The organism is Chryseobacterium jejuense (genome assembly GCF_900100075.1).
Classification (GTDB): Bacteria; Bacteroidota; Bacteroidia; order Flavobacteriales; family Weeksellaceae; genus Chryseobacterium; species Chryseobacterium jejuense.
In genome coordinates, this window is sequence record NZ_FNEG01000008.1 from 105827 (window position 1) to 130892 (window position 25066).

19 protein-coding genes and 1 riboswitch are annotated in these 25066 nt (G+C 36.8%); of the genes, 14 read left to right on the forward strand and 5 right to left on the reverse strand.

From position 1 onward, the window contains the following. Positions 1-20: 20 nt before the first annotated feature. Positions 21-2399 (reverse strand): heavy metal translocating P-type ATPase, encoded by a 2379-nt coding sequence (locus tag BLS98_RS20750; RefSeq protein ID WP_089739061.1) that lies wholly within the window; start codon positions 2397-2399, stop codon positions 21-23. Positions 2400-2488: 89 nt separating this feature from the next. Between BLS98_RS20750 and BLS98_RS20755 the strand changes: the two genes are divergently transcribed. The 12 genes from BLS98_RS20755 (at position 2489) to BLS98_RS20810 (ending at position 12373) form a co-directional block, all read left to right on the forward strand. Continuing rightward, positions 2489-3202, forward strand: a complete 714-nt coding sequence (locus BLS98_RS20755; RefSeq protein WP_065400912.1) for a Crp/Fnr family transcriptional regulator — start codon at positions 2489-2491, stop codon at positions 3200-3202. 62 nt (positions 3203-3264) lie between these two features. Continuing rightward, positions 3265-4080: a 3-methyl-2-oxobutanoate hydroxymethyltransferase gene (gene panB, locus BLS98_RS20760; RefSeq protein ID WP_089739062.1), complete on the forward strand. Its 816-nt coding sequence runs from the start codon at positions 3265-3267 to the stop codon at positions 4078-4080. A gap of 3 nt (positions 4081-4083) precedes the next feature. Next, complete coding sequence (locus BLS98_RS20765; RefSeq protein WP_089739064.1) at positions 4084-4407, forward strand: hypothetical protein; 324 nt, start codon at positions 4084-4086, stop codon at positions 4405-4407. Between the two features lie 5 nt (positions 4408-4412). Beyond that, complete coding sequence (locus BLS98_RS20770) at positions 4413-5090, forward strand: RluA family pseudouridine synthase (protein WP_089739066.1); 678 nt, start codon at positions 4413-4415, stop codon at positions 5088-5090. Between the two features lie 19 nt (positions 5091-5109). Then, complete coding sequence (locus BLS98_RS20775; RefSeq protein WP_111994725.1) at positions 5110-5952, forward strand: hypothetical protein; 843 nt, start codon at positions 5110-5112, stop codon at positions 5950-5952. A 104-nt stretch (positions 5953-6056) separates the two neighbouring features. Continuing rightward, positions 6057-6152: riboswitch (TPP riboswitch) on the forward strand. A gap of 57 nt (positions 6153-6209) precedes the next feature. Beyond that, entirely contained in the window at positions 6210-6416 is a 207-nt protein-coding gene (gene thiS, locus BLS98_RS20780) for a sulfur carrier protein ThiS (protein WP_089739070.1), read from the forward strand. A 24-nt stretch (positions 6417-6440) separates the two neighbouring features. Beyond that, positions 6441-8252 (forward strand): phosphomethylpyrimidine synthase ThiC, encoded by a 1812-nt coding sequence (gene thiC / locus BLS98_RS20785; RefSeq protein ID WP_089739072.1) that lies wholly within the window; start codon positions 6441-6443, stop codon positions 8250-8252. Then, positions 8249-8836 carry a thiamine phosphate synthase gene (locus BLS98_RS20790; RefSeq protein WP_089739074.1) on the forward strand — a complete coding sequence of 196 codons (588 nt, stop codon included), beginning with the start codon at positions 8249-8251 and terminating at the stop codon, positions 8834-8836. The genes thiC and BLS98_RS20790 overlap by 4 nt, the downstream gene beginning before the upstream one ends. Before the next feature lie 92 nt (positions 8837-8928). Next, positions 8929-9552 carry a thiamine phosphate synthase gene (locus BLS98_RS20795; protein WP_089739076.1) on the forward strand — a complete coding sequence of 208 codons (624 nt, stop codon included), beginning with the start codon at positions 8929-8931 and terminating at the stop codon, positions 9550-9552. 41 nt (positions 9553-9593) lie between these two features. Then, complete coding sequence (locus BLS98_RS20800) at positions 9594-10370, forward strand: thiazole synthase (RefSeq protein WP_089739078.1); 777 nt, start codon at positions 9594-9596, stop codon at positions 10368-10370. A gap of 11 nt (positions 10371-10381) precedes the next feature. Next, complete coding sequence (gene thiH, locus BLS98_RS20805) at positions 10382-11500, forward strand: 2-iminoacetate synthase ThiH (protein ID WP_089739080.1); 1119 nt, start codon at positions 10382-10384, stop codon at positions 11498-11500. A 162-nt stretch (positions 11501-11662) separates the two neighbouring features. Beyond that, complete coding sequence (locus BLS98_RS20810) at positions 11663-12373, forward strand: HesA/MoeB/ThiF family protein (protein WP_089739081.1); 711 nt, start codon at positions 11663-11665, stop codon at positions 12371-12373. Positions 12374-12559: 186 nt separating this feature from the next. Here the strand turns inward: BLS98_RS20810 and BLS98_RS20815 are convergent, their stop codons facing one another. Further along, positions 12560-14791, reverse strand: coding sequence for an outer membrane beta-barrel family protein (locus BLS98_RS20815; RefSeq protein ID WP_089739082.1), 2232 nt, complete (start codon positions 14789-14791; stop codon positions 12560-12562). Positions 14792-15184: 393 nt separating this feature from the next. Next, entirely contained in the window at positions 15185-17311 is a 2127-nt protein-coding gene (locus BLS98_RS20820; protein WP_089739220.1) for an outer membrane beta-barrel family protein, read from the reverse strand. A 179-nt stretch (positions 17312-17490) separates the two neighbouring features. On the opposite strand from BLS98_RS20820, the gene BLS98_RS20825 reads away from it, so the two are divergent. Beyond that, complete coding sequence (locus BLS98_RS20825) at positions 17491-18498, forward strand: sensor histidine kinase (protein WP_089739084.1); 1008 nt, start codon at positions 17491-17493, stop codon at positions 18496-18498. Next, a complete protein-coding gene (locus BLS98_RS20830; protein WP_089739085.1) occupies positions 18491-19165 on the forward strand; it encodes a LytR/AlgR family response regulator transcription factor in 675 nt (224 codons plus the stop codon). The genes BLS98_RS20825 and BLS98_RS20830 overlap by 8 nt, the downstream gene beginning before the upstream one ends. Positions 19166-19498: 333 nt before the next feature. Here the strand turns inward: BLS98_RS20830 and BLS98_RS20835 are convergent, their stop codons facing one another. Further along, positions 19499-21766 (reverse strand): aconitate hydratase, encoded by a 2268-nt coding sequence (locus tag BLS98_RS20835; protein WP_089739087.1) that lies wholly within the window; start codon positions 21764-21766, stop codon positions 19499-19501. A 316-nt stretch (positions 21767-22082) separates the two neighbouring features. Continuing rightward, positions 22083-24866 carry a bifunctional aconitate hydratase 2/2-methylisocitrate dehydratase gene (locus tag BLS98_RS20840; RefSeq protein WP_089739088.1) on the reverse strand — a complete coding sequence of 928 codons (2784 nt, stop codon included), beginning with the start codon at positions 24864-24866 and terminating at the stop codon, positions 22083-22085. Positions 24867-25066 lie beyond the last annotated feature (200 nt).

Sequence of the window (25066 nt, forward strand, 5' to 3'; positions counted from 1 at the left end):
ATCAGTCTAAATAAGAGGGTTTAAGCCCGTTTTTTGAAGTATTTTCGACCCAGTATCCAAGTTGAAACTGTAGTAAAGGTAACTACCGTGATAGAGCTTACCGGCATGATGATAGCCGCGAAAAGCGGATGCATGTGTCCTGTAACTGCGTAACTTAACCCAACAATATTATAAAGAAAACTGATTATAAATGTCATTTTCACAATGGTGATGGAGCCTTTACAGACGTTCAGATAGTTGTCTAAAGTGACTACTTTATCACCGTTCATGATAACGTCAGAAGATGGCGTAAAGCTGTTGGTGTCATCCGCAATGGCAATTCCTACATTACTTTGTTTTAGTGCTCCCGCGTCGTTCAGTCCATCACCAAGCATAGCTACTTTCATATGCTGATCCTGAAGGCTTTTGATGTAGTTCAGCTTGTCTTCCGGGCTTTGGTTGAAAGCCATTCCTTTGTAGTTTGGAATAAGCTCTTTAAGCTGGTTTTCCTCTGAGGAATTATCTCCGCTCAGAATAAATATTTTGTAGTTGGTAAGTTTATTAAATAAGTCTTTAAGCTTAGGTCTGTACTCATTCTTAAAGATGAATTTTCCTAAGAATTCACCATTTTTGCTAATGTAAACGGCGGTTTCCAGGTTTTTAGGTTCCTGATTGTTGTAACGGGCAGAGCCGATTTTGTAAACATTTCCTCTTACGCTGGCCACGTATCCTTTTCCTGAAATTTCCTGGAAGTCTTCAACCGGGAAATAATTGTCATTAAACTCTATAAATTCATAAAGAGACTTAGATAAAGGGTGGTTTGAGTTCTTTAATAAGGTTTTGATATTCAGTTGATCGAATTCATTGATCTCAGAACCCTGATATTTGATATTTGATTTTTTTCTGTGGGTAATAGTTCCGGTCTTATCAAAAACGATCGTATCTAATTTTGCGATTTTTTCAATCGTTAACGTATCTTTTACATAAAATTTATTTCTACCTAAAATCCTCATAATGTGTCCGAAAGTGAACGGTGCAGATAATGCTAGTGCACACGGACATGCAATAATCAGAATGGCGGAAATCACCTGGAACATTTTCTCTAAATCGATGAATGCCCAATAAATTCCAGATATAAGTGCAATACCTAAAATGATGAATGTGAAATATTTACTGATGTTGTTCGTTAACGTGTCAAGACCTGTTTCATGTTTCTTGAAAGCTTCTTTATTCCAAAGTTGAGTAAGATAACTTTGATCTACATCTTTAATAACCTCAAGTTCCAGAGAAGATCCAACCTGCTTACCACCGGCAAAAATTTTGTCTCCAGGCTGTTTGCTGATGCTTTCACTTTCTCCGGTAATAAAACTGTTATCTATGTTTCCTTCTCCGTTGATAAGAATAGCGTCTACTGGGATGATTTCCTGGTTTCTAACTAAAATTCTGTCTCCAACTTTTATTTCGGAAAGAAGGATGTTTTCCTGTTTTCCTTCGAAGTCAACCTTAGTTACAGCAATAGGGTAGAATGATTTGTAATCTCTGTCATAAGAAAGAGCACTGTATGTTCTTTTCTGGAATAGTTTACCCATCAACATGAAGAACAGAAGTCCGCAAAGGGTGTCAAAATATCCCGGACCGTAATCTGTTGCTACTTCGTAAATGCTTCTTCCGAAAAGAACAAATATCCCTAATACAATAGGAACATCAATGTTAACGATTTTATTTTTTAATCCGTACCAGGCGGATTTGTAATAGTCTGAAGCGGAATAAAATACAACCGGACATGCTAATAAGAACATCAGAACTCTGAAAAGTCCTTTATAATGCTCCATCCAATAATCTTCACCACCTACATATTCCGGAAATGCTAAAAACATTCCGTTCCCGAAAGCAAAACCTGCAATTGCAAATTTTACAAGAAGTGATTTATCAAGATGATCAACATTTTTTTCAGCAGTTTCAAGGCTGATAACAGGTTTGTATCCTAAATTTGTTAAGAAATTAGCGAGTTCGCTTAATTTTAGATCTTTATGGTTGAAAGAAATCTGTAAGGTCTTTCTAGTGAAGTTAACCTGAGAGTACTTAATATAAGGATTAAGGGTATGAAGGCTTTCCAATAACCAGATACAAGAAGAACAGTGAATTACAGGAATCTTGAAGGTAACAAGGCTGGTATTTCCTTCAGAGAAATCAGTAACTTTTTCAAAAATTTCAGGAGTGTCTAAATAATCGAATAGGGTAGAATTTTCATCGCTCGGACGAATTCCTGCCCCTTTATTAAGTTCATAGAAATTACTTAAATTATTTATATTCAGAATTTCATAAACAGACTTACAGCCATTGCAACAGAAAGTCTTTTCATCAAACAAAATTCTCTCTTTTTCTATCCCTTGACCACAATGAAAACAGTTCTCGCTCACCTCCCTAAATTATTGAACTACAAAATTATAACAATTTTTTTTGTTTATCGAGTTAAAAAGTTCTATTTTTGTGATAAATATCATATAAAATGCCGCAGGAACAACAGATAGCCATTGAAGAGAGGTTCGCCAGAGTTTTTAATGATAAATCATTTAAGGAAAGACTTTCTAGCGCAGATTTTGAAAAATATATTAACGGTAAAAAAAGATTGAGTTTTCAGAAACACGATACTATTTTCGAAGATGGGGAAACACCAAAAGGTGTATTCGTACTTGAAAAAGGAGCCGCTAAACTTTCAAAATCAGGAGCATTTGGGAAAGATCAGATTTTAAGATTTATCAAAGAAGGGGATATTATCGGCTATCGTTCTTTGCTTTGCGGGGAAAATTTCCAAGCCAAAGCAGAAGCCATGACAGACATTGAGTGTGTTTTCTTACCAGCAGATATCTTTATGTATCTTCTGGAAGTAGATCCGCAATTGTCTTTCGTAATGCTTCAAAAAATTTCTTACGAATTAGGAGAATCTTCTAATACCATAACGTTCCTTGCCCAAAAAACGGTAAGAGAAAGGCTGGCTGAAATATTGCTGCTTTTGGAACAGAAATTAGGGGTAGATCCGGAAGGCTTTATCAAAATCTCCTTAACCAGAGAAGAAATTGCCAACATCATTGGTACTGCTACTGAAAGTGCCATTCGTCTCATCTCGGAATTCAAACAGGATAGTCTGATAGAAGTTGACGGGAGAAACATCAAGATTCTGAATCACGATAAACTCATGAAACTCGGTCACGTAGTTTTATAAAAATCATAAAAACTTAAGTCGGCTACAGGCCGACTTTTTAACTTTTAAAAAATAGATAAATTATGTCTGTTCACTCTGAAATTAAAAAAGTTACGACTGAAACCTTGCGTAAAATGAAATTCGACAAGGAGAAAATAACAATGCTTACAGCCTATGATTTTACCACGGCAAAGATGGTAGATGCAGGTGGAGTAGATGCTATTTTGATTGGAGACTCTGCAGCCAATGTAATGGCAGGTTTTGAAACTACATTACCTATTACATTAGACCAAATGATCTATCATGCTCAAAGTGTGGTAAGAGGAACTGACAGAGCTTTAGTGGTGGCAGATTTGCCATTCGGAACTTATCAGAGTAATCCTGAAAAAGCATTAGAGTCTGCAGTAAGAATGATGAAAGAAGGAGGTGCTCATGCTGTGAAAATTGAGGGCGGAAAAGAGATTTCAAAATCTATTAAAAAAATCATCAATGCTGGGATTCCTGTAATGGGACACTTAGGATTAACGCCACAATCTATTTATAAATTCGGAACTTATAAGGTAAGAGCAAAAGAAGAGGCAGAAGCTGAAAAACTGATTGCTGATGCACAGCTTTTAGAAGAATTAGGATGTTTTTCTGTAGTATTGGAAAAAATTCCTGCTGATTTAGCTAAAAAAGTTACTGAGAGCATTTCTATCCCTACTATCGGAATTGGTGCCGGAGCAGACTGTGACGGTCAGGTTTTGGTATATCATGATATGGTAGGAATGAACAAAGGTTTCAGTCCTAAATTTTTAAGAAGATATCTTGATCTTTACACAGAGATTACAGGAGCTGTGTCTCAATATGTACAAGATGTAAAGAATGTAGAATTCCCTAACCAAAACGAAAGTTATTAATTCATGCAAAATCAACAACAATCTATTCAGGGAATATTATCTATTGCTGCTTTAATCTGTCTTGCTATAGGCTGGTTCAATTTATTTTCACCTGAGATCAATCATTTACTTTCCAGAAAAGTGTTCTATGTTCTGATAGGAGCAAGTTTCTTTATTCAGGCACCTATGCTGACCAATAAAAACTTCATGTATGCGATGTATGCAGCAGCAGGAGTTTGTGTGGTTGGAGCTTTATTGCCGGATAGTTCAATGATTTCAGGACTTAAAACAGTTGGTCTTTTGGCGGGGATTATTCTTTCAATGTCAAATAGAAACAGAAACAGATAGACTGAATGAAGGAGCAGATTGTATATGAAGACAACCATCTTCTGGTAGTGAACAAAAAAGTCGGTCAGCTTGTACAGGGCGATAAGACCGGTGATGAATCACTATTGGAATCTATCAAGAATTATATAAAAATAAGAGATGCTAAGCCGGGAAATGTTTTTCTCGGCTTGGTTCATCGTATAGACCGTCCCACTTCCGGGCTGGTTATTTATGCTAAAACCTCAAAAGCACTTTCGCGTCTTACTCAGATGGTGAAAAACCGTGAGGTTAAAAAGACCTATTGGGCGGTAGTTGGAAAAGAATTAATTCCACAAAGCCAAAGACTGGTTCATTATTTAAAGAAAAACGAAAAGAATAACAAGGCGATTGTTTTCCCAAAAGTTACAGAAGGCGCTAAGGAAGCCATTTTAACTTATAATATTATCAAAACTTTAGATAATTATCTGCTTCTTGAAATAGATCTTGAAACCGGAAGACATCACCAGATCAGAGCTCAGCTATCAAAAACCGGGATTCCGATCAAAGGAGATCTAAAATACGGTTCTCCACGTTCCAATCCGGACGGAGGAATCAATCTTCATGCAAGGAAACTGGAATTTATTCATCCGGTTACTAAAGAAAACATAGAAATCATAGCTCCTGTTCCGCAGAATGATGCGATCTGGAGAGCTTGTGAAGAATAAGCATATCATAAACTATAACATGAAATTCAAATCACTTTTATTAGCCACATTGCTGGTTATGGCATCTTGTTCAGACAATGATGAAATGCCTATTGATAATTCAAAACAGACGATTACTGAAAATACAAGTAAAATCTCGTGGAACTATCCCGTTTTGTCACCTGTGTTTAATGGATTGGAACAAAATTATATTTTCGAATATGATTCTCAGGGAAGAGTTAGTAAAAAAGTAGGAGGAAAGTTGGAACTTTCTGGAAGTACGGGTTTCCCTTATGCTTATTCAAAATCAGTGTATACAATCGTAACGTATACAGGAAATACAGCAATTATGAAAAATTATAGCTCTGACCCTAGTTTCAATATTCAATTGAAGGAAAGAAGATTTGAATTTGATAATCAAGGTAGAGTTATTAAATTAGTTATTCCACAGGTTAATAATTCATATATGGATATGTATTTGACCTATACTTATGACGCTTCAGGAAAGTTAATTGAGATTTTAACTCAATATCCTAATGCTCCATACGATCCAACTGACCCGCAAGATTATATTTTGACATACGTAGAAAAGTTTATTTATAATAATTCAGGAAATTTAGAAAAGGCAACTAAAACTGAAAAGCATAATAATGTTGATGCATACATTACGAATGAAATTACATTTGATAATTTTGATTCTGCACAAAATCCATTTAAGAAATTAGGCATTTTTGAAGATTATTTCTACTTTTCATTATCAAAAAATAATCCTCAAAGAAGAATTTCAAAAGAGTATCAACCTTATAGCTCCGAATTTTTTCTGAACCAATCAAATTGGGCTAATCAACATAATACCAATGGCAGCTTAAAGCTTTTCTATTAAAGCATTTGAATAAATATCAATAAGATCCATCTCCAAATTTGAGATGGATTTTTTGTTTCCGTAAAATTAGATTTTGCCCATTCTCAAAAAATAACTACCTTCGTCCCACACTTTAGGGGTGTCTGTGTTTACAGACTGAGACTTTACCCTTTGAACCTGATCTGGATTATACCAGCGTAGGGAAAAGTAGATGACTTTTGCTGTACATTCTATTGTACAATAATAGCCATTCCTAAAGTATATTTAAATCATTAGGAATGGAACTTATAATCAACCACACCCGAAAAACATTTAATGTACTTCCCGAAAATCTGGAAGCATTATTGGCTATGGAGCTACCTGGAAAAAAGAAAGGGATTGCCGTAGCCCTCAACAATCGTATTATTCCGCTGTCAATCTGGGCGGAAACTCCCCTTAACAATCTGGATTCAATTTTAATCATTACTGCCACTCAGGGCGGATAATTCTCATACTTAATACCCATATTTATGGCTCATTCAATTACATGTTCGCCATTTCCGAACTCAAAGAAAATCTATGTTGAAGGAAAAATTCATCCTATCAATGTAGCAATGCGTGAAATACAACTTAGCCCTACCAAGCTGACTAATGGAAATTTTGAAGAAAATCCTCCGGTAACAATCTACGATACTTCAGGACCTTATACCGATGAAAATGCAACAATCGATATTCAAAAAGGGCTTCCAAGAATAAGAGAACAATGGATTCTGGACAGAGAAGATGTTACTATTCTGGATGGAATCACCTCAGAATACGGAAAAGCACGTCTCGCAGATTCTAAACTTGATGAATTGCGCTTTTCTTACGATCATAAACCTAAAGTTGCTCAGGAAGGAAAAGAACTTACTCAGCTTTATTATGCAAAACAAGGCATCATTACTCCGGAAATGGAATATATTGCCATCAGAGAAAACCAAAGAATAGAACAATTGCAGTCGGTTCCAAAAGAAATGGCCTGTCAGCATATTGGAAACAGTTTTGGTGCTAATACTCCAAAAAGTAAGATCACTCCGGAGTTTGTAAGAGATGAAATTGCTGCCGGAAGAGCTATTATTCCAAATAACATTAATCACCCGGAAAGCGAACCGATGATTATCGGAAGAAACTTTTTGGTGAAAATCAATGCGAATATCGGAAATAGTGCTGTTTCATCAAGTATAGATGAAGAAGTAGAGAAAGCAGTTTGGGCTTGCCGTTGGGGTGCTGATACGATTATGGACCTTTCCACAGGAAAAAATATCCATGAAACCAGAGAATGGATCATCAGAAACAGCCCGGTTCCCATTGGTACAGTTCCCATTTATCAGGCACTGGAAAAGGTAAAAGGAGTACCGGAAGATTTAACATGGGAAGTTTTTAAAGATACTTTGATTGAACAGGCCGAGCAGGGAGTATCTTATTTTACCATCCATGCCGGAGTTTTATTGAGATACATTCATTTAACAGCCAACAGAGTAACAGGAATTGTTTCCAGAGGAGGCTCTATTATGGCGAAATGGTGTCTTTATCATCATAAAGAAAACTTTTTATATACTCATTTTGAAGAGATTTGCGAGATCATGAAGAAGTATGATGTAGCATTTTCTTTAGGAGACGGTTTACGTCCGGGTTCTATTGCTGATGCTAATGATGATGCTCAGTTTGCAGAACTTGAAACTTTAGGGGAACTGACAAAAATTGCATGGAAGCACAATGTACAAGTGATGATTGAAGGTCCGGGACACGTTCCGATGCACATGATTAAAGAAAACATGGAGAAGCAATTGGAAGTGTGTGACGAAGCACCTTTCTATACATTAGGCCCTTTAACTACAGATATTGCACCGGGTTATGATCACATCACTTCAGGAATCGGTGCCGCTATGATCGGATGGTTCGGATGTGCCATGCTTTGCTATGTAACCCCAAAAGAACATCTAGGTCTTCCGAACAGAGATGATGTGAAAGTGGGAGTAATTACTTACAAACTAGCAGCCCACGCCGCAGATTTAGCAAAAGGACATCCGGGAGCACAATACCGAGATAATGCATTAAGTAAAGCAAGATTTGAATTCAGATGGGAAGACCAGTTCAATCTTTCATTAGATCCGGATACTGCCAGAGCTTATCATGATGAAACGCTTCCCGCGGACGGAGCTAAAATTGCTCACTTCTGCTCTATGTGCGGACCAAAATTCTGCTCGATGAAGATCACCCAGGAAATTCGTGAATCTGCAGAACAGGGAATGTTTGATAAGTCACAGGAGTTTATTGAAAAAGGAAAGGAAATTTATATATGATTCTCGTCATCACTTCTGAAACTATAGTTCCAAACGAATCAGAGAGCATCAATCAGATGTTTCATGAGGGATTGGATTTGCTTCATATAAGAAAACCATGGATCAGCGAGGAAGAAATGATTGGTTTTATCAAAAGTATTGATGCCTCATTTTATGGGCAATTGGTACTGCACAGTCATCATGATCTGGGACAAGATTATGGGATTTCAAGATTTCACTTTAGAGAAGAAGACCGAAAGGAAGGAAAATACACACCTTTTATGGCTGGAAATACAATTTCAACTTCTGTTCATGATATCAATACCTATAATACATTGGAAAAAGAGTGGGAATATGCTTTTATAAGCCCATTCTTTCCAAGTATTTCCAAAAAAGGATATGGAATTGATTCAACAGTGATGGAAAGCCTGAGTCAAAGAAATAATCCGGATGTAAAGCTGATTGCCTTAGGAGGTATCGATTCCAATCGTATTCAGGACGTTTTTGATCTTGGAGTAGATGGTGTGGCTTTATTAGGAGCTGTTTGGGAAAGTGATGAACCTTTAAGTGTACTTAGAAAATGTAGGAGAGCTATCAAGAGGTAAAACCTGGAAATTGCTTGCAGGAAATAGAAATTTTATATCGAACAATTTTTAAAAAGCAATCCCTCTTTATTCGGGATACATTCATAGTCAATATGGAAAAATTACAATACATCTCAAAGGGGCATACACGGCAGGAGCAGGAACTTAATATCCGTAAAGCCTTAGATCATGGGATAAAATGGGTGCAGATCCGCTGGAAAAATGCTTCTGAAAATGAATTAATAAGCCTTTGTGAAGTTTCAAAGCAGCTTTGCTCAGAATATCAGTCAATCTGTATCATCAATGATAATGTTAAGCTGGCAAAATCAATAGATGCTGATGGAGTTCACTTAGGATTAAATGATGGCTCCATTGAAGAAGCAAGAATCATTTTAGGAGATAATAAGATCATTGGTGGAACAGCGAACACCCTTTCAGATGTTCTTCAAAGAATGAAGGAATCATGTGATTATATTGGGTTGGGGCCACTAAGATTTACCTCTACAAAAGAAAAGTTGAGTCCTATTCTTGGGTTTGAAGGCTATCAGGAAATTATAAATAAACTTCATGAAAAATCAATGATGATTCCTAAAATATTTGCCATTGGAGGAGTAAGTCTTGAAGATATTCAGTCATTACAGCAGCTCGGAATTTATGGAGTGGCGGTTTCAGGGCAGATCACCAACCAGCCGTCCATTATTAATGAGTTTAAAGCCTTGTCGAGTTTTAAACCTTGACAAGGCTGGGACAATGCCCTCAAAAAAATAAATAAGTACATATGCATAATCAAAAATTAATAATAGCAGACAGAACTTTTGAATCAAGATTGTTTTTAGGAACAGGAAAATTCGGAAGCCTTGAAGATATGGCAGCTTCTGTTGTGGCTTCAGAATCCAATATGGTTACAATGGCTTTAAAGAGAATTGATGCTCAGTCAGCCGAAGATGATTTATTAGATTCATTAAAAGGAACCCAGGTTCATCTTTTACCCAATACCTCAGGAGCAAGAACTGCTAAAGAAGCTGTGCTGGCTGCACAATTAGCAAGAGAAGCTTTAGAAACCAACTGGGTAAAGTTGGAAATTCATCCGGATCCGAAATATTTATTACCAGATCCTATTGAAACATTGTATGCCACCGAAGAATTGGCCAAATTAGGTTTTGTAGTGATGCCTTATATTCATGCCGATCCTGTTTTATGCAAACGTCTTGAAGATGCAGGAACAGCTGTGGTAATGCCTTTAGGAGCGCCTATCGGAACCAATAAAGGATTGAGAACACTGGATTTCTTAGAAATTATCATCAGCCAAAGTAACGTTCCTGTTGTTGTAGATGCTGGCATTGGTGCACCGTCTGATGCTGCAAAAGCTATGGAGATGGGAGCAGATGCAGTTTTAGTTAATACAGCCATTGCAGTTGCACGAAATCCTGTAAATATGGCTGTAGCTTTCAAAGAAGGCGTGATTGCCGGAAGAAGAGCTTTTGAATCAGGCTTGGGAGCTATCGCTAATCATGCTGAAGCATCAAGTCCTTTAACGTCGTTTTTGTTTGAATAAAAATAAGAATCATGAATAGTTTTAAGGAGGTTTTCGAGCAGTACCAGTGGGATGAAGTAAAAGCCAGACTTGAAAAAGTAACGATCTCCGAGGTTCGAAACAGTCTCCAGAAAAGAAACAGAACACTGGATGATTTTCTGAATATGCTTTCACCGGCAGCATCACAGGAGTTGGAACTTATGGCAAATATGACAAGAGCTCTTACCCAGAAACGTTTCGGGAAGACCATTCAGTTGTATGCTCCATTGTATCTGAGTAATGAATGTCAGAATATCTGTACATATTGTGGGTTTAGTTTAGATAATAATCTCAGAAGAAAAACACTAACTGATGCAGAGCTGATGATAGAGGTTTCAGTATTAAAGTCAATGGGAGTCAATCATGTTTTGTTGGTGAGTGGAGAAGCCAATAAGATAGTCGGAGTTCCTTATTTTCAGAATGCAGTTCGGTTACTAAAACCTCATTTTTCCAATATTTCCATTGAGGTACAGCCTTTAGAAGAGACTGAGTACAAGCTTCTTCATGAAGAAGGTGTACATTCGGTGTTGGTATATCAGGAAACTTATCATCAGGAAGTGTATAAAGAATATCACCCGAAAGGCAAAAAATCCAATTTCTATTTTCGCTTAGACACTCCTGACCGGATTGGGCGAGCAGGAATCCATAAAATGGGATTGGGAGTACTGCTTGGTCTGGAAGATTGGCGTGTAGACAGCTTCTTTAACGCCCTTCACATCGATTATTTACAGAAACAATACTGGAAAAGTAAATTTTCAGTGTCATTTCCAAGGCTTAGACCTGCGGAAGGAATCATTGAACCCAATTTTATTATGGAAGATAAAGACTTGCTGCAACTCATCTGTGCCTACAGAATCTGGAATGAAGATCTTGAAATATCCATCTCTACAAGAGAAAATGAAACCTTCAGAAATCATATTGTAGCATTGGGAGCTACCACCATGAGTGCAGGTTCAAAGACTAATCCGGGTGGATATGCCGTGGATAAAGAATCTCTGGAGCAATTTGAAACCAGTGATGAAAGAAGTATGGAAGATATTAAGAGGATGATTAAAAATTCAGGGTATGATCCGGTGATGAAAGATTGGGATTCTGTTTATAGTGGTGCTTAAATATTAATTTTTTAGAACCATGAAGGAATATTAAGAGAGTAAGGAAAGTTAAGAGAAAAATCAAAGATTTTTATTGAGCAACTATGACACTTAATGCGAAGCAAAACTTAACTATTCTAAACATCTTAATACTCCTTAATGGTTTAAATATGATACATCAAAATGCAAAAAGAAGATCTTTTTAAAAGATATAGCCGCCAGATCTTTATGGATGAAATTGGACTGGAAGGACAAAAGAAAATAATAGCTTCAAAAGTTTTGGTTATAGGTGCCGGTGGACTGGGAAGTCCTGTCATTCAATATTTAGCAGCAGCAGGTGTTGGAACAATAGGCATTGCTGATTTTGACAATGTTGAACTTCATAACCTGAACCGTCAGATTATTCACAACGAAAATGGAGTAGGAGGATTGAAGACAAGGAGTGCAGAGCAGTTTGTCAACAATCTTAATCATCAGGTAAAAGTAACAGGGATTGAGCAAAAAATTGAGGCTGCCAATATCTCGGAGATACTTCCTCAATATGATATTATTGTAGATGGTTCAGACAACTTTTCCACAAGGTATCTGGTGAATGATACCTGTGTCACATTAGAAAAAACACTGGTCTATGGGAGCATCTTAGGGTTTTCCGGGCAGGTAGCTGTGTTCAATCATAATGGAAGTAAAAACTTACGTGATATATTTCCCGAGCCTCCTTTTGATGAAGATGCACCAGATTGTGATAGTCTTGGTGTTCTGGGAGCTCTCCCAGGAATTGTAGGAAGTATGATGGCGCTTCAAACCTTGAAAATAATTACAGATCTTCCTGTAAATATCAATCAGTTAACCTTGATTGATACGCTGAATTGGAGATTTCAAACTTTAGATTTCTAGCATGAGCTAGATTTTTGTTTCTTGCAGATCACACAGATTTCGCAGATCTAAGCGTGGGAATGTTATAAAAATCTGCGTTATCAGCTAAATCTGCGTGAGATATTTTTTATCCTCTAAAATCAATAGAAATAAAAAAGAGGCAGTGATACTATTACTGCCTCTTTTTTGGTTATTAATCATTTAAATCTATTGCTGTCCTTGCTGCATAACGCCACCATTATCCTCTTTCTTGGTTTGGTTCAGGATATTTGCATCCTCTTTAGCCAATTTATTTCTTGTAGGAATTTTATAATTGATGGAAATTCCGAAGTTTCTTGAATCGTATTTCGTTCTAAGCATTACATTTTCTCCTGATGGTGGATTGGAGCGTACCTGCATGATCTGGCCATTGAAAATATCATTCGCAAAAACCGAGACTGTAAGACGATTGTTCATAAACTTTTTCGTCAGGGTAATATCTAAGTTATTGCTAAATGGTTTCTCTGCAGTGAAGTAAAAATATCCTGCTTTTGGCGTTAGATAGCTGTAATTTGCTGTCAGTTTAATATCTTTTGGAAGAATCAGCTGAGTCATCAGGTTAAGAATCCAGAATCCTTTATTGTTCAGGTTGTCAATCTCATGTTTCTGATATCCTGCATAAATGTACATGAAATTCATTTTGTCAGGATTGAAATTCGATTTCATAATCTCACCTATAGACTTGGTAAAAATTTGGAACGGAACAGGAAGTCCAACATTGAAATTATGAATTTTCATGTTAGAGATATTAATCTGCTCATTGTAAAGATTTCTACCATCTTTTCTAATGATTTGTGCCACCTGATTGCTAGCTGAGCTTACACTATATCCGATGAATGAATAATCAAAAGCCGAAATTTTCAACTCATAGTTATCAAAAATGGTAGGCTGAAGATTGGCATTACCTGTAATTTGAGTATTCGGACCTCCAAATGTGGTATTATTGGGGTTTAGTGCAGAAATACTTGGTAAGCTGATCTTTTTGTTGTAATTCGCAGCCACATATACCTGGTTCATCAGGTTGTACTGTATGCTGGCATTTGGAAAGAATTTAAACTTATCAAATGGAAGCAAGTCATCCTGAACAAGCTTTCCATCTTTATCAAAATATCTGGTGATTCCTGAAATATCATAGTTTTCAAAGCGTGAGCCCAACGTGAAATCAAACTTTTTCAATTTAGCCTGAAATTCAAGGTAAGTGGAAGCTGTCTGTCTTTGGTATTCAAGGTTTTTTAACCCCTTACTTTCCGTATCATAATCCTGTCTTTCATACAAACCTCCGGCACTCACTTTTCCTCCATCAAGAAGCTTGATGGGTTGAGAATAATCAACCTTAAGGTTAGCAATCCTCATATCAGAATTATTCCTTAACAAATTTCCTCGAGTTGTTGTTGGAAGACGCTCTTCAGGATTTTCATAAGTTTTGTCAAAGAATATATTATCCTGTCCAAATTTAGTATAGGCCTTCGTATAGCCCAACTGGAAATCTAATTTCTGAGATTTATCAGAGAAGCGTTTCTGATAGGTTACCACAGCTTCTTGCCTTATTGTATTGGTTCTTGCTGCATCTGAAGATCCGAAAGTATAGTCTCTGATATAAAGTTTATTAGGTGATTTCTCATCGTAGGTTCTGTCACCTTTACCATTACTTAAAGTATAATTATCATTGTTATTGTGATAAATATCGTAGTTCATCAACAATCTGTCCTGGCCAAGATCAAAAGTTACTCCCGCCTTAGCAAAATAGGTACGGGCAAATCGATCCGTATTACTGTTCAATAAGTCATCCTGCTGTGTATTCATCATACTTTCACGATAATTCTGGCCAACATTAAGCTGCCATCCGAAATATTTATTTCTGGCATTTAAATTCACAGAGTTTGTGGTTCTGCTTCTGTATTTATCGTAGTTGGTGAAGGTATAATTTCCGGAATAGGTGGCGCTTAAGTATTTGTTGGCGTTTTTATTCGTAATAATATTCATAACAGCACCTCCTGATGTCGCAGGAAATTCTGCTCCGGGCTGTGTAACGACTTCAATTCTCTCTACAGAATTGGCGGGCATGCTTTCGAGGAAAGAGTTTAATTCATTGGAGGTAATGTTCAAAGGTCTTCCGTTAAGGTAAACGTCCAGCATTTTTCCTTGATACATCATTCCGGCAATGTCTGTAGATACAAGGCCGGGAAGCTTTTTAATTCCTTCCAAAACATTCCCGTTATTAAGCTGAGGTTGTTCAGAAAAATCAAAAACAGTACGGTCTGCTTTTTGTTCAACGGCTTTTTTAGTTTTGGTGATGACAATGCCGTCTATTTGTTTTTCTTTATTGCTGTTATTGCCTTTTTCCTGTGCAAAAGCAAGTACTGAAGTTACCAGCGATATAGCGAATAGAGTTTTTTTCATAATGTTTTTTTACTACTATCCGGTTAGACGCTAAAAAAGAAACTTTGTTACAGGCACTTAGATAATTTTATTTAATTCCCGAGCCGGATACCCAGCTGGCCAGGCATAGAAAGCCTTTCTGTACGTTTAGAAAAATAGGAAATGGTCCGTTGGAAAAGAAGCGTAATAGTAAATAGAGTTTATGAATTTGAAACTGGGAGCCGGAAGTTATAAAGACCTTAAAATGGTTGTGTTTTTATCCTTTTTTAAAGGTGGTTTTATGGTCATAATCAGTCGTTGTATGACTAACATTAACTTCCAGCTTTTTTCCAGCTTCCACTTTCTAACTTCTCTGTTAATTACAAATTCTCATGGCTATTAGTTTTTGTATAGAGAAGGTTAAAAGTTTTTTAGTTATTGAGCTCTTTGTTTTTCTTCAAAATTCACAGCTCTTATGTTGGATTTTACTTTCTGATTTCCAAAATTATAAGTCACACTTACATTCAGCCTTCTGGCATCCCAATAATTATTAAACGATTGAGTATTATCAGCATAATAAGCATCTCCTATAAATCTGCTCTGTTTAAAGATGTCCGTTACGGAAAGATTAACCTGTAAAGCTTTTTCCATAAAATTCATTTTTATCCCGGCATCCAGACTTCCCATGTTCTTTTGATACGTATTTCCATCTCTGGATGGTAATGTTTCCCAATAGTTCACGAATAAGAAAAATGTTTTAGCCTTATTAAGCTGAAAGGTATTTTTCAAAGAATAATAGAATGACTGCCCGCTCTTTGGGATAAGATTAAACTTTGTAATCTGTGTTTCATTATAACTGAATGAAGTAGAGATATTACTTTCCCAGAATTTGAAAAAGGTATCAGTGTAATTGAAATTAATCCCATACGTATCCTGATTGTAATAATTATAATAGCTGCTGGTAACAGAAAGATCATCAAGAAATAAGATTTGGCCATAATTATTGGTTGTTTTCTGATAATACAGATTGGCAGAAAACTTATTTTTAAAAATATAATTAAACTCAATATTATCATTGAAAGACGGTTGTAATTCAGGATTTCCTGAGTAATAACTGCGTGGGTTAGAATACCATCTGAATGGATTCAAAGCATGGAAACTCGGACGGTTAATCCTTCTGGAATAGTTAAGACTGAATTGGTTGCTGCTATTGGCTTTATAAGAGATATAAGCAGTAGGAAAGAATTTTCCATAATTGTTTTCAGTCTCTGACTGTGTAGTAGGAGAGAAGCTGTTCGTTTGAACATACTCATAACGGATTCCGGCCTTAGCTGACCATTTTTCGCCAAAATCTTTACTGGCACTGATGTAACCTGCGTAATTTTTTTCTGTATACTCGAAAAGGTTGCTTTTCCCAGGATCAATTTCATAATGATCATTTTTCAGATCAAAATATTCAATATTGGAATTGTTGGAAAATTGGCTATATTTTGTACCGGTTTCAACCTGTATATTTTTAAAATTTAGGGTAAGATCTGCCTGTGCGGATGAAATCTTATAATCTACTTCAGACAGGTTTCGAACGGTTTCTTTAGAGTAATCAGATAGGTCTGTAGTGATAAAGTTAACCTGAGTATCTGGCCTATTTCCATAAAAATTATATCCTAGGCTAAATTTATGATCCCCAAATTTATGATCAAAATAAGTATTCAACATTTGTGTGGTAAAAGGGGAACGGTGTTTAGAATCCGTCTCCGTCAATAAAGTGGGTATATTTCCAGTGAAATAATTTTGAGTGGAGTAGATATCCATATCAATATTTCCTTTTGTAATATCATAAATGACCCCAACAGTAGATTTATCAGAAAGAGAATAATCAACATTGGCATTAAACCCAAGCCCATTATACATATCCTTTCTTTCATCTCTGCTGAACGAAGATTCATTTCCCACAATCTGATAATTTTCTACAGAACGTTTTGCTGTATCAAATCCCTGGAATTTTACCGTTGCCTTTATCTTTTTATCCTGATAATTAATTCCTGTTGCACCACCAAAGCTGCCGTAAGTTCTTTGATTATAATAAGTGTTTAAATACCCGCTCCAGCCAAGATCCAGATTCTTTTTTAATACAATATTGATGATCCCGCTATTTCCCTGAGCCTCATATTTTGCCGGTGGAGTGGTAATTACTTCAATTTTCAGGATATTTTCTGAACGGAGATTTTTCAGATAATTGATAAGTTCAGCTCCGGAAAGATTAAGCATTCTGTCATTCACCATAACGGAAACACCATTTTTCCCGGCAATAGAAACAGCCCCTTTGTCCTCGTCTATTTTAAGTAATGGAGTGCTTGCCAATACTTCAGTTCCGCTGCTTCCATTGGATAGCATAGAGTTTTGAACATTATAAACAAGGCGGTCTACTTTACGCTCTACTAATGCTTTTTTACCGTTTACCATAACCGTTTCAATAGTTTTTACATTGTTGGCAGAATCTTTCGTTTGTCCAGCTGCAAAAGAACTTAAAATAGTGGCGATAAGAAGGATATGTTGTTTCATATGAGTATCAGGGTCTGTTTTTGTTATTTTCTGAAGCAAAGGTATTGTGCATGCCTTTCCACTGAAACAGCCTTTAGATAAAGGGGGAATTTTATCCTATAAATTTATTTTCATCGATAAAATGAGTAGGTTTATCGAAAATCTGGCTTTTGATAGAGAGGATCAATTATTTTTGTGCTATGAAAAAAAAACAATTGCTTTTTCTGCATGTCTTCTATTGGGCCATGTTTGTAGTAGGGACGATTATTGTTCCTGAGATTTATTCTAAGAGGGAATATTCCATTCTTAGGATTACCTATTTTATCACCAGTTTTGTATGCTTTTATTTCAACTATATCTTTATTGTTCCGATTTTCTTTGACATTAAGAAGCTCTATAAGATTCTTATCGGATTTTCTATTAGTGTGACTTGCTTTGTTTTGGTGCGCTATTTTACAGATGAGGTTATTCTGAAATATTTTTTTGGAATCAGTAATTATCCAGAAGGAACAGAGTTTTGGTATTATTTTTTTGATAATATCTATAATAGCGTGACCTCCATCTTTATCAGTACAGTTTTCTGTTTATTTAAAATATATTCTTCGCTTGATGCAGAAAGACTTCAGCTGGTGGAAGAAAAGAAGAATGCAGAACTGAAAGCTCTAAAAACCCAGATTAATCCCCATTTTATATTCAATACCTTAAATAATATTTATTCATTGGTATATCAGAAATCGGAGAAAGCATTGCCTGCTATTGAGGAGCTCGGGCAATTATTGAGATACAGTACAAAAGACCTTGAAGAAGATTTTATTTCCTTAGATAAAGAGATTGGATACATTGATAGCTTGACTGAGCTGGAAAAACTGAGACTCAGAAATCCGGAATTGATTCTTGTAGAAAAAAATATTCAGCATCCTCATCTGAATATTTCACCGATGCTGTTGGTGCCATTTGTTGAAAATGCTTTTAAACACGGTGATCTGCGTGGTAAAGGATTTGAGCTGAAAATTTCCGATCAGAATAAAGTATTGCATTTTTACCTTTTAAATTTTAAAAAAGACAAGATGAAAGACTCTGTTTCCGGAATTGGTATTCAGAATGTGAAAAAAAGACTGGAAATATTATATCCTAAACACGAGCTGAATATAAAAGATTCCGAAACAGAATTTATGGTAGATTTAAAAATTGATTTGAAGGATGAATAAAATTAAATGTATCATCGTTGATGATGAACCTCTGGCTATATCGCTTCTTGAACAGTACGTACAGAAAATTCCATTTCTTGAGCTTGTTTTTTCCACAGAAAATCCCATTGAGGCGCTAGAGTATATTCAGAATAATGATTCAGATCTTATTTTTCTGGACATCCAGATGCCGGAGCTTACGGGAATCAATTTCATGAAGATCGTGGGTTCCAAACAAAAATATATTTTAACAACAGCTTATTCAGAATATGCATTGGAAGGGTATGAACATAATATTGTTGATTATCTTCTGAAACCTATTTCCTTTGAACGCTTCCAGAAGAGTGCTCTGAAAGCCCAGGAGCGATTTTCTTTTCAGGAAGAAGAGTCTCATTTTTTCGTTAAATCATCAGGGCAACAGCATCGTATCAATTTTAATGAGATCCTTTATATCGAAAGCATCAAAGACTATGTGAATATCCGAACTGCCGGAGAAGAGTATATCGTTCTGGATACGCTTAAATCTATGGAGAATCAGCTGTCTGATAAGTTTGTAAGAATTCATAAGTCTTTTATCATTAATCTGGATAAAATCAAAAGTATTGGAGCTAAAAAGCTGGTGTTATCAGAACAGGAAATTCCAATAGGAGACAGTTATAAGTCTAATCTTTTAGAGAGATTGAAATAGAATACGAGAACAACTCAAACCTTATAGGTTTCAAAAACCTATAAGGTTTAGAACTATTTCTTCATCCACAATCTGCGTAATCCGCAAAATCTGCGTGAGATTAAAAAAAAAATTTTCACGCTGATTTAGGAGATTGAGCAGATCTTTTTTAGGTTTTGGCTAAAGCCAATTGATGATTTGTTTTATAAAAAGCGGACTAAAGTCCGCTCCTATTGAATTCTTATAATTGTGTTGGAATCTACAGATAAAGAATCATTTTAATGGTAATAAAAACAAAAAAGACGGCTTCTGCTGAAGCCGTCTTTTATAATTAATCGATCTAACAATTAATTTTTATTTCTCTTGTTGTTTAATCAAGTTTAGCGCAGAACCAGCCTTGAACCAATCGATCTGTTGATCGTTGTAAGTATGGTTTGCCATGATGATATCTTTAGTTCCGTCTTTGTGAACGAATTCTAAAGTCAATTGTTTTCCTGGAGCGAACTGATCAAGGTTTAAGAAGTTAACCGTGTCATCTTCCAGGATTTTATCATAATCAGACTCATTAGCGAAAGTGATTCCCAGCATCCCTTGTTTTTTAAGGTTTGTTTCGTGAATCCTTGCGAATGATTTTACCAATACTACTTTTACACCAAGGTGTCTAGGCTCCATGGCTGCGTGCTCTCTTGAAGAACCTTCACCATAGTTTTGGTCTCCTACAACAATGGTTGGAACGCCTGCCGCTTTATAAGCTCTTTGTACAGCAGGAACTTCACCATATTCACCCGTTAATTCGTTTTTAACGTGGTTGGTTTCCATATTGTAAGCGTTTACAGCACCAATTAACATATTGTTTGAAATATTGTCTAAGTGACCTCTGTATTTCAACCATGGTCCAGCCATAGAAATGTGGTCAGTTGTACATTTTCCGAATGCTTTGATTAATACTTTTGCTCCCGTAATATTTTTACCATCCCAAGCCGGGAATTCTTCTAATAACTGAAGTCTGTCTGAAGTAGGGCTTACGTTTACTACAACGCTGGATCCATCTGCAGAGGGTGCCTGGTAGCCATTGTCATCTACTGCAAATCCTTTTGCAGGAAGTTCGAACCCTTTAGGCTCGTTAAGTTTTACCTGCTCGCCAGCTTCATTGGTTAAAGTATCAGTAATCGGGTTGAAGTCTAATCTACCTGAGATTGCCACAGCCGCTACCATTTCTGGAGAAGCTACGAATGCATGAGTATTGGGGTTACCATCAGCTCTTTTTGCAAAGTTTCTGTTGAAAGAGTGAATAATCGAGTTTTTCTCCCCTTTTTCAGCACCTTCTCTGTCCCATTGTCCGATACATGGTCCACAAGCATTGGTAAAGATTCTTGCGTTTTCAAATTTTCTGAATGAATCTAAGAAACCATCTCTTTCCGCTGTGAATTTCACCTGCTCAGAACCTGGGTTAATCCCTAAAATTGCTTTAGGTTTTACTCCTTTAGATACTGCATCTTCTACGATGGAAGCCGCTCTTGATAAATCTTCATAAGAAGAGTTGGTACAAGAACCGATAAGCGCCCATTCAACTTCCAATGGCCATCCGTTAGCCTCAGCTTTAGCTTTGAATTCAGCAACAGGAGTCGCCAAGTCTGGAGTGAAAGGTCCGTTTAAGTGTGGAGTTAGTTCAGAAAGGTTAATTTCAATTAATTGATCGAAATATTGTTCCGGGTTTGCATATACTTCAGCATCCCCTGTTAAATGTTCAGCAATTTTATCTGCTGCATCTACCACATCCTGTCTTCCTGTTGCAGAAAGATATCTTCTCATGGAATCATCATATCCGAAAGTAGACGTTGTAGCTCCGATTTCAGCACCCATATTACAGATGGTACCCTTACCTGTAGCAGAAAGAGATTCTGCTCCTTCACCGAAATATTCTACAATACATCCTGTACCTCCTTTTACGGTAAGAATTCCCGCTACTTTTAAGATAACATCTTTAGCAGAAGTCCATCCATTCATTTTACCGGTTAATTTAACCCCGATAAGTTTAGGCATTTTAAGCTCCCAAGCCATTCCTGCCATTACGTCTACAGCATCAGCACCACCTACACCAATAGCAACCATTCCTAGTCCGCCGGCGTTTACGGTGTGAGAGTCGGTTCCAATCATCATTCCTCCAGGGAAAGCATAGTTTTCCAATACAACCTGGTGAATGATACCTGCTCCGGGCTTCCAGAATCCGATTCCGTATTTATCACATACAGAACTTAAGAAGTTGAACACCTCAGAGTTTTTGTTGATACCTTCCTGTAGATCTTTATCAGCACCTACTTTCGCCTGAATCAGGTGATCGGCATGAGCTGTTGAAGGAACAGCTACTTTAGTTTTTCCAGCCTGCATAAACTGTAAAAGTGCCATCTGTGCTGTTGCATCCTGCATAGCTACTCTATCCGGTGCAAAATCTACATAAGAGTTTCCTCTTTCATGTGCTTGTGTAGCATTTCCTTCCCAAAGGTGGGTGTAAAGAATTTTTTCTGAAAGGGTAAGAGGTTTTCCCACAATCTGTCTTGCCGCAGCAATTCTCTCTGGGTAACGCTCGTACACTTTTTTGATCATATCAATATCAAAAGTCATATCGTATTTAGTTTTGTTCTTTGTCCGTTAATGTTTCTTTCTCTGATATTTTAAAAGAGAAAAATCGTTTTTTATATATCAAAAAATGTTCCTATAATCCATAAATAGGGCAGTTTTGATTCTAAAACCAAGAGATTTTATAACTTTCAATTTAAGAAAAAATAGATTCTATTTTCTCGATTTTCTCGGAAAAAAATCGTATCTAAGTTAAAATAGAACGATTCTAAACAAAAAATGGAAGATTTTAGATCCAAAAGGACTAAAATCTTCCATTGATATGATTTTCAATAGTCTTGCGACTTATTGGTCTATGCTGTTAGTGAGCACTTGTACTTGTTAATTCCTTGATAGAAGGAACAAAAGTAGTAAGGTCAATACCTTCAACAGCTGCTTTATATTCCTCAATACTTGGAATTCTTCCGATGATAGCAGAAAGAACAACAACCGGAGTTGAAGCCAATAGAGATTCTCCTTTTTTACGTTCAGAATCTTCTACTACTCTTCCTTGGAATAGACGCGTTGAAGTAGCTAAAACAGTATCTCCTTTAGCTGCTTTTTCCTGGTTACCCATACAAAGGTTACATCCAGGACGCTCAAGGTACATTACGTTTTCGTATTCTGTACGAGCTTCACCTTTTGGAGCATTGTCATTAAATTCAAAACCTGAATATTTCTCTAATAATTCCCAGTCACCTTCAGCTTTTAACTCGTCAATGATGTTGTAAGTAGGAGCTGCCACTACTAGAGGTGCGCTAAATTCTACTTTACCATTTTTCTTTTCAAGGTTTTTCAGCATCTGAGAAACTATTTTCAAGTCTCCTTTGTGAACCATACAAGATCCAACGAAACCAAGATCTACTTTTTTCTCACCACCATAATAAGAAAGATCTCTGATGGTATCGTGAGTATATCTTTTAGAAACATCATCATTGTTTACATCCGGGTCAGCAATCATAGGTTCTACGATTACATCAAGATCTACAACAACTTCAGCGTAATATTTAGCGTTTGAATCCGGAGTAAGAGCTGGTTTTTCACCTGATCTGATCTCTTCAATTCTCTTATTAGCTTTGTCAATTAATCCCTGAAGAACCTTGTTATGGTTATCCATTCCTTTGTCAATCATAATCTGGATTCTGCCTTTAGCGATTTCCAATGATTCGATTAGGGTATTGTCTTCAGAAATGTTGATAGATGCTTTAGCCTTCATTTCAGCAGTCCAGTCTGTAAATGTGAATGCCTGGTCAGCAGGAAGCGTTCCAATGTGAACCTCAATGATTCTTCCCTGGAATACGTTCTCCCCTCCAAATTGCTTCAACATCTGAGCCTGAGTAGCATGAACCACATCACGGAAATCCATGTGAGGTTTCATTTCACCTTTGAAAGTTACTTTTACAGATTCTGGGATAGGCATTGATGCCTCACCTGTAGCTAATGCAAGAGCAACCGTTCCAGAGTCAGCTCCGAAAGCAACTCCTTTAGACATTCTTGTGTGAGAGTCACCACCAATGATGATTGCCCACTCGTCTACAGTGATATCGTTAAGAACTTTGTGAATAACGTCAGTCATAGAATGGTATTCACCTTTCGGGTCACGAGCTGTGATTAATCCGAAATCGTTCATGAATTTCATTAGCTTAGGAATGTTCGCCTGAGCTTTTTTATCCCAAACTGAAGCAGTGTGACAACCTGATTGGTAAGCACCGTCAACAACTGGTGAAATTACAGTAGCCGCCATTGATTCAAGCTCCTGAGAAGTCATAAGACCTGTTGTATCCTGAGAACCAACGATGTTTACCTGTACACGAACGTCTGAACCAGCATGTAATACTTTTCCTGGTGTAGTTCCTACTGCATTTCTGTTGAAGATTTTTTCAACTGCCGTAAGACCTTGTCCTTCGTGAGAAATTTCTTTTGATGGAGCAAAAACCGTTGGAGCTTCAACACCTAAAACCTGAGCGGCAAATGTTTGTAATTTCTTACCGAATACAATTGCATAAGATCCTCCAGCCTTGATGAATTCCATTTTTTGTGGCGTGAAAGACTTCGTAAGGTCAATCAATTCCTGATCTCCGTTATATAATTTCTTTTCTTTTGTATTAATGGTTAAAACAGTTCCTGTAGCTACTGAATAAGCTTCTTCAAGAACGATATCGCCATTTTCGTTACGAACAGGGTTTCCGTTTTCGTCTACTTTCTTCACCCAGTTCTTAAGGTCAACACCAATACCTCCGGTAACATCCACTGTCGTAAGGAAGATTGGAGAAATACCGTTTGTACCTCCAACAATTGGAGCGATATTTACGAATGGTACATATGGGCTTGCTTGTTTACCAGTCCATAAAGCCACGTTGTTTACCCCGGACATTCTGGATGAACCTACACCCATTGTTCCTTTTTCAGCAATAAGCATAACGCTCGCATCAGGATGTTGCGCCTGTAAAGCTTTGATTTCTTCCTGAGCTGCAGGAGTAATCATACATTTACCATGAAGTTCACGGTCTGATCTTGAGTGAGCCTGGTTACCCGGAGAAAGTAAATCAGTAGAAATGTCTCCTTCACCAGCGATATAAGTAATCACTTTGATTTCTTCAGCTACTTCTGGAAGTTTAGTGAAGAATTCAGCCTGTGCATAGCTTTCTAAAATTTCTTTAGCAATTGCATTTCCGCTGTTGTATGCCTCTTTTAAACGGTTAGTGTCCGCTTCATAAAGGAAAACCTGAGTTTTAAGAACGTCTGCAGCTTGTTGAGCAATAGCAGCATCGTTTCCTAAAGCTAGGTCTAATAATACTTCGATAGATTTACCTCCTTTCATGTGAGATAATAATTCAAAAGCGAAAGCCTGAGAGATTTCTTCTACTACGGATTCACCTAGAATGATCTCTTTTAAAAATTTAGCTTTTACACCAGCTGCACTTGTAGTTCCCGGTAGGGTGTTGTAGATGAAAAATTTAAGAGAGTCCGTTCGATCTGCATTACCAGAGTCTTTGATCTGTGCGATAATTTCGCTTAGTAATTCAGCACCATCAATTGGCTTTGGATGAAGCCCCTGGTCTTTTCTTTCTTCAATCTCTTTAATGTAATCCTTATAAATATTCATAATAGAAGGTCTTTCAATATTAAAGGTAGACTATTTCGCTGCTTCTTTACTGGTCTGTATAACTACAGTTAATGACATTTTGAGGTCTTGCATGTGATGCAACATTCACCAAAGAAGGTCAGCATAATCTACTTTTTTTAAAAGTTTTTTAAATTATTAAACAATTCAAAATGTTCCCCAAAATTACGAAATTTTACGAT

Bases quoted from the DNA above. Each gene is read 5' to 3' on its own strand.
- BLS98_RS20755 (WP_065400912.1), top strand. From the start codon at position 2,489: ATGCCGCAGGAACAACAGATAGCCATTGAAGAGAGGTTCGCCAGAGTT.
- panB (WP_089739062.1), top strand. From the start codon at position 3,265: ATGTCTGTTCACTCTGAAATTAAAAAAGTTACGACTGAAACCTTGCGT.
- BLS98_RS20765 (WP_089739064.1), top strand. From the start codon at position 4,084: ATGCAAAATCAACAACAATCTATTCAGGGAATATTATCTATTGCTGCT.
- BLS98_RS20770 (WP_089739066.1), top strand. From the start codon at position 4,413: ATGAAGGAGCAGATTGTATATGAAGACAACCATCTTCTGGTAGTGAAC.
- BLS98_RS20775 (WP_111994725.1), top strand. From the start codon at position 5,110: ATGAAATTCAAATCACTTTTATTAGCCACATTGCTGGTTATGGCATCT.
- thiS (WP_089739070.1), top strand. From the start codon at position 6,210: ATGGAACTTATAATCAACCACACCCGAAAAACATTTAATGTACTTCCC.
- thiC (WP_089739072.1), top strand. From the start codon at position 6,441: ATGGCTCATTCAATTACATGTTCGCCATTTCCGAACTCAAAGAAAATC.
- BLS98_RS20790 (WP_089739074.1), top strand. From the start codon at position 8,249: ATGATTCTCGTCATCACTTCTGAAACTATAGTTCCAAACGAATCAGAG.
- BLS98_RS20795 (WP_089739076.1), top strand. From the start codon at position 8,929: ATGGAAAAATTACAATACATCTCAAAGGGGCATACACGGCAGGAGCAG.
- BLS98_RS20800 (WP_089739078.1), top strand. From the start codon at position 9,594: ATGCATAATCAAAAATTAATAATAGCAGACAGAACTTTTGAATCAAGA.
- thiH (WP_089739080.1), top strand. From the start codon at position 10,382: ATGAATAGTTTTAAGGAGGTTTTCGAGCAGTACCAGTGGGATGAAGTA.
- BLS98_RS20810 (WP_089739081.1), top strand. From the start codon at position 11,663: ATGCAAAAAGAAGATCTTTTTAAAAGATATAGCCGCCAGATCTTTATG.
- BLS98_RS20815 (WP_089739082.1), bottom strand. From the start codon at position 14,791: ATGAAAAAAACTCTATTCGCTATATCGCTGGTAACTTCAGTACTTGCT.
- BLS98_RS20820 (WP_089739220.1), bottom strand. From the start codon at position 17,311: ATGAAACAACATATCCTTCTTATCGCCACTATTTTAAGTTCTTTTGCA.
- BLS98_RS20825 (WP_089739084.1), top strand. From the start codon at position 17,491: ATGAAAAAAAAACAATTGCTTTTTCTGCATGTCTTCTATTGGGCCATG.
- BLS98_RS20830 (WP_089739085.1), top strand. From the start codon at position 18,491: ATGAATAAAATTAAATGTATCATCGTTGATGATGAACCTCTGGCTATA.
- BLS98_RS20835 (WP_089739087.1), bottom strand. From the start codon at position 21,766: ATGACTTTTGATATTGATATGATCAAAAAAGTGTACGAGCGTTACCCA.
- BLS98_RS20840 (WP_089739088.1), bottom strand. From the start codon at position 24,866: ATGAATATTTATAAGGATTACATTAAAGAGATTGAAGAAAGAAAAGAC.